The 1,823-nt window shown below is 62.4% G+C and carries 3 protein-coding genes; all 3 read left to right on the forward strand.

The genetic code is table 11. The annotated features are described in order from the left end of the window. Positions 1-532 (forward strand): DUF2161 family putative PD-(D/E)XK-type phosphodiesterase (locus tag EN939_RS32625; RefSeq protein ID WP_127271636.1); only part of this gene is annotated, 532 nt, incomplete at its 5' end. Between the two features lie 56 nt (positions 533-588). Then, entirely contained in the window at positions 589-996 is a 408-nt protein-coding gene (locus tag EN939_RS32630; protein WP_164748941.1) for a DUF930 domain-containing protein, read from the forward strand. 179 nt (positions 997-1,175) lie between these two features. Beyond that, a partial coding sequence (locus EN939_RS32635) for a TerC family protein (protein WP_164751441.1) occupies positions 1,176-1,823 on the forward strand: 648 nt, incomplete at its 3' end.

Here is a 1,823-nt window from a genome sequence, read left to right on the forward strand (position 1 = left end):
GCAAGGTGTCGATCGCGCGGCGGCCTGCGACGAGGTGTGGCTGGCCGCGCGCATGTCGGCCCGCGGCAAGGGCCGCGAAAGCGATGCCAGGTTCCGCAATCTCTGCCGCCGTCTTGGCTTCGGCCTGCTCGGTGTGACCGGGACGGACCGGGTCGAAGTGCTTCTCAGCCCGATCGCGCTGGCGCCGCGCAAGAATGCCCGCCGGCGCTCTCGTCTGGTCGACGAGCACCAGCGCCGTCGCGGCGATCCGGTTGCCGGAGGAGGATCGCGCAATCCGATCATGACGGCCTATCGTCAAAGCGCCCTCGCCTGCGCTGCCGCCATGGCGGACGGACCCAGGCGGCCGCGAGATCTGAAGGCGGTGACGCCGATCGCGCCGAAAATCCTGCAGCACAATGTCTATGGCTGGTTCGCGCGCGTCGACCGCGGCCTTTACGATCTCACCGATGCCGGCCGTGCGTCTTTGGTCCGTTGGCCGCAGGCATCGCACGACGAATCCCGACACGCAATTTTGAACGCACCGGCCATATGATTGAAGATTCCCGCGGCGTCCGAGGCGGTTCGCTCGGTTGATTTCTCCGACAAAATATGTTGGTTGTCCCGCCCATGAAGAAGCTCTGCATGACCGCCTTGGCGTCAGTGACACTGAGTTTTCCAGCCAGCGCAATGGACAATGCATTGCGCGCCGGTCTGATGAAACTCGATCCCCAAACCCGTCTTGAACAGCGTTGCGACGCCGAAGTGCTCGACCGCATCACCCATGACGATCGCAAGTTCGAAGCCGATCGCGTCGTCGCCTACGCCTTCGCCACGCCCGAGATGGGCGCCGATGCAATCAAGAGCTCGGGTGCTGCGTTTCGCAGCAAGGGGCAGTGGTACCGGCTGAAATTCAAGTGCCAGACCGCGCCGGACCATATGGAAGTTCTGCAGCTCCGTTACCGGATCGGGGACGAGATTCCAGAAGCCGACTGGGCAAAGTACAATCTCTACGATTGATTTGTGATCGGCCATGGTTTTGCCCGGCTGCCGGCGAGTGCCGCAAAGCCTGATCCGGCTTGACGCAACGCTGCTTCGGTGATGCAGCCACGCGTGATCCCTTGACGCCAGGGGACCACCAAGTTAGGGCCTCTGGATAATCGACGAACACTCGGCAAATCAGCAAGGGCTTCCTGTCGATGGACATTTTTTTCAGCGCTGCCAGTCTGACCGCCCTGCTCCAGGTCATCGCCATCGACCTCGTGCTGGCTGGCGACAATGCGATCGTCATCGGCCTCGCCGCGGCCGGCCTGCCTGCCGAACAACGCAAGAAGGCGATTCTTCTCGGCGTGGTGGCGGCAACGGTGCTGCGCATCGGGTTTGCCGCAATTACCGTCAAGCTGCTGGCGATCGTCGGCCTGCTGCTCGCCGGCGGCATCCTGCTGCTGTGGGTCTGCTGGAAGATGTATCGCGAGTTGCGTACGTCCCATGCCGATGAATTGGAAGCGACCGAGGCACTGTCGAATTCGGACCTCAACAACGACCAGGCGGTCGCCGGCAAGACGAAGCGCAAGACCCTTGGCCAGGCTGCCTTGCAGATTGTCGTCGCCGATGTGTCGATGTCGCTCGACAACGTGCTGGCGGTGGCTGGAGCGGCGCGTGACCATTTTCCGGTGCTGATCATCGGCCTGGTGCTGTCGATCGCCCTGATGGGGCTGGCCGCGACTTTCATTGCCAAGCTGCTGCATCGCCACCGCTGGATTGCCTATGTCGGCCTGCTGATCATTTTCTATGTGGCTGTGGACATGATCTATCGTGGCGCGGTGGAGGTTTGGCCGCATGTAAAC

The organism is Mesorhizobium sp. M7A.F.Ca.CA.002.05.1.1, assembly GCF_003998335.1.
Classification (GTDB): Bacteria; Pseudomonadota; Alphaproteobacteria; order Rhizobiales; family Rhizobiaceae; genus Mesorhizobium.

Bases quoted from the DNA above. Each gene is read 5' to 3' on its own strand.
- EN939_RS32630 (WP_164748941.1), top strand. From the start codon at position 589: ATGTTGGTTGTCCCGCCCATGAAGAAGCTCTGCATGACCGCCTTGGCG.